This is a genomic window from Methanoregula sp. (genome assembly GCF_002835825.1).
Lineage (GTDB): Archaea > Halobacteriota > Methanomicrobia > Methanomicrobiales > Methanospirillaceae > Methanoregula.
The window spans coordinates 1-2,652 of sequence record NZ_PIZH01000303.1 but is presented as its reverse complement, the minus strand read 5'-3'; the positions used below and the strand labels follow the sequence as shown (position 1 = coordinate 2,652).

General features: G+C 58.4%; 4 protein-coding genes. 1 reads left to right on the top strand and 3 read right to left on the bottom strand.

What is annotated here, in order from left to right; all coding sequences use genetic code 11:
* Positions 1–297, bottom strand: a 297-nt coding sequence (locus CW742_RS10180) for a hypothetical protein (protein ID WP_292420000.1), incomplete at its 3' end; no start/stop codon positions are given.
* Between the two features lie 109 nt (positions 298–406).
* Between CW742_RS10180 and CW742_RS10175 the strand changes: the two genes are divergently transcribed.
* Positions 407–1,072, top strand: coding sequence for a nitroreductase family protein (locus CW742_RS10175; RefSeq protein ID WP_292419997.1), 666 nt, complete (start codon positions 407–409; stop codon positions 1,070–1,072).
* A 5-nt stretch (positions 1,073–1,077) separates the two neighbouring features.
* Here CW742_RS10175 and CW742_RS10170 read toward each other — a convergent pair whose 3' ends face one another.
* Positions 1,078–1,302: a hypothetical protein gene (locus tag CW742_RS10170; RefSeq protein WP_292419994.1), complete on the bottom strand. Its 225-nt coding sequence runs from the start codon at positions 1,300–1,302 to the stop codon at positions 1,078–1,080.
* Between the two features lie 96 nt (positions 1,303–1,398).
* On the bottom strand, positions 1,399–2,385 hold the full coding sequence (locus CW742_RS10165) for a PEGA domain-containing protein (RefSeq protein ID WP_292419991.1): 987 nt from the start codon (positions 2,383–2,385) through the stop codon (positions 1,399–1,401).
* Positions 2,386–2,652 lie beyond the last annotated feature (267 nt).

Here is a 2,652-nt window from a genome sequence, read left to right as displayed (position 1 = left end):
TGTGTCATCGAACCGGTACTGAGAACCGAACACGCGGTACCGGGTCACGGTCGTAGTGCCGGAAAGCACCTCAAAGGATGCCGTACGCAGCTCGGATCCAATCTTCTGCACTTTGTTGAGGACCGTGTACACGTTTTTCCTTGTGGAAAGGATGGTTTTGGCAACCACCGGTTTGTAGGCATCCATCTCCGGGGGGAGCGAAACGATGGCAACATCACCGACCACGTCAAAACGCCCGGAGAACCGCCTGAGCGCCTCATCCGGCACCCGGCCTGCAAGAAGGTCCTTTAACCGCATCGTCAGGAGTTATTCTTCAGGGATCCCTATAAACCCGCTCCCGAACAGGGGGATTACCGCATGGACAACCTTCAATTGCCCGTCCCGCCAACGGATTGCCGGGATATCCATGTGCACCGATGTGTTTGAACAACGAAATGTCGCCCTCGACCAGATCCTGGCAGAGCGCCGCTCGCACCGGGTCTTCCGGCCGGAATACCCGTCAGAATACGAGATCCACCGCATCATTCACGCGGGCCTCCTCGCACCCTTCGCGGCAGCTGCCGTGGGAACATCAACGGATTATTTCCGGCGGTTCTTTGTCTTCCGGCGCGGGTCAAAGAGTCTTGATGCCGCAATCCCCCTCGTGAAGGTACAGGCGGAACGGATGGCCGATGAACTGGCAGAAGGCATGAAAAACAACCCTGGCTTAAGACAGAAAGCCATGATGTTGGCAAACCGGCTCGAACAAATCCGGAAGATCGGCGTTGTTCCCGGGGTTGGCACGGCACCCTTCTTCCTTGTAGTCACAGAAAAACGGGGTTTTCCCCCGGTCGGGCCGCAGTCGCTTGCCCATTGCATGGAGAACATGTGGCTCAAGGCAACGGCCCTCGGGCTCGGGTTCCAGCTCGTCTCGATAACGGCGCAGATGGCAGATGATCCGGCATTCTGCACAATCCTCGGCATAGAGCCGGGCGCATGGGACTTGATGGGCTGTGCGGTCGGGTATTCAGAAGACGAACTCTCACCCTCAATCCGCCCGCCCGTCGAAGATGTCACGCGGTGGCTGGACTAGACCGTTCAGGGAAACGCGGGGGCCGGCGGCTGCAGGGCAAACCAGGTGAGAAGCGCGATATACACCACAGTAAAGAAGAGGATGAGGGCAAGGTTGACACGCTTGTCCTCTGCTGTCATTGCCGACCATGCTGGCTTCTGCCGCCTTGCCGCAAACCCGATGGCAAGGCCGGTTATGGTACCTGCAAGCGTGCCGAGCGCGATGATATTGAGTATTACGAACGTCTCCATGCTCTCTTAAACGGTTGCCTGTTGACGGATATTAATCCTGTTGCAGCCACGCAAGCGGGATAATCCGTGCCAGACGAAAACGGAGCAGGGAGGCGTTCAGTCGTTCCAAGACCTTATACGGACGATCGTAACGGCTGCACACGAGAGACCGGCAAGGGTTGCTATCACGAGCCCCGGTGTCCTCACCGGGAAGGCCTGCAGCGGGGAGAGCGGTGGCAGGGCAAGGGAAACCGGGGTTGTTTGCCCTGCTTCGACAGAGACCTGCTGCTGCACAGGGACATATCCTTCTTTTGTGACCGTCAGGTTATGCTCGCCCGGCAGGACGTTGATGAGTGTGACAGGGGCAATGCCCGCAACCACACCGTCCAGCAGGACCATAGCCCCCTCCGGGGTTGTATTGACCATAAGCGTTCCCCGCTCCGGCGGGAGATAGGCCGTCACCGTGGCCTCCGCACCATCGGTGAGCTGGACCGCGGTCGTGTATGGCATGAACCCGAACTTCGTGACATTGATGGTATAGGCCCCCGGGTAGAGGTTCCCGACCGTAAGCGGAGTCTTCCCCTTGTATTCGCCGTTCACGACAACGGAACAGTCGGCGGGATCGGATATGATGACGAGCGAGCAGGACGGGGATGCAGACGCTGTTGTTATTCCACCGGAGATGCCGGCCGAGAGTCCCGGCTTTCCGAGCGTGACGGAGATAGTACCATACTCGGCATTCCGGAGATTGGAACGGTCGTTGGGCCCGTTCACGACCCAGATCGTATACGTCCCGTCGTCAAGGCGTCCGTTGATATTGCCGGTATACCACTTGTAACTCCAGCTGTCGTCCCCCATAACCTGTACAACGGTGAAGTGCCCCTCATCGGCCCGTTTGGTGATATCGTTGAGCGCAACACCGTTTGTCGGGAGATTGGGGCCGGTCAGGAAGAGATACACCTGGTTGCTCGTGGGCGAATATCCCGAGAGCGGGATGGTCTCCCCGGATACGGCCACGATTCCCGCTGCGGCTGCGGTAGCGGTAAGGAGCAGGCATGCAACCAGAAGAAGCATCGTACTGCGGATAGTGCGTATGGCTGCCATAGGTTGTACAGCAGTTGGACGCACCCCACGATAATCCTTACAACCGGGTTGCGGCGGGGACAGTTGGCTGGTCCCACCATACAACAATACGCCCCCGTGGACCCGGAGCAGGCGGAGATAAACGGGGCACGGTGAACCGGATACCTGCGCCCCTGCACGATGACCTCGACGTAATCGTACGGATCAATATCGTTGATCTTATCATCTCACCGGAACTACGTTCACAGGCAGATACCCATGGCCCTGGACATCACCCGTGACAATGAC

Bases quoted from the DNA above. Each gene is read 5' to 3' on its own strand.
- CW742_RS10175 (WP_292419997.1), top strand. From the start codon at position 407: ATGTGCACCGATGTGTTTGAACAACGAAATGTCGCCCTCGACCAGATC.
- CW742_RS10170 (WP_292419994.1), bottom strand. From the start codon at position 1,302: ATGGAGACGTTCGTAATACTCAATATCATCGCGCTCGGCACGCTTGCA.
- CW742_RS10165 (WP_292419991.1), bottom strand. From the start codon at position 2,385: ATGGCAGCCATACGCACTATCCGCAGTACGATGCTTCTTCTGGTTGCA.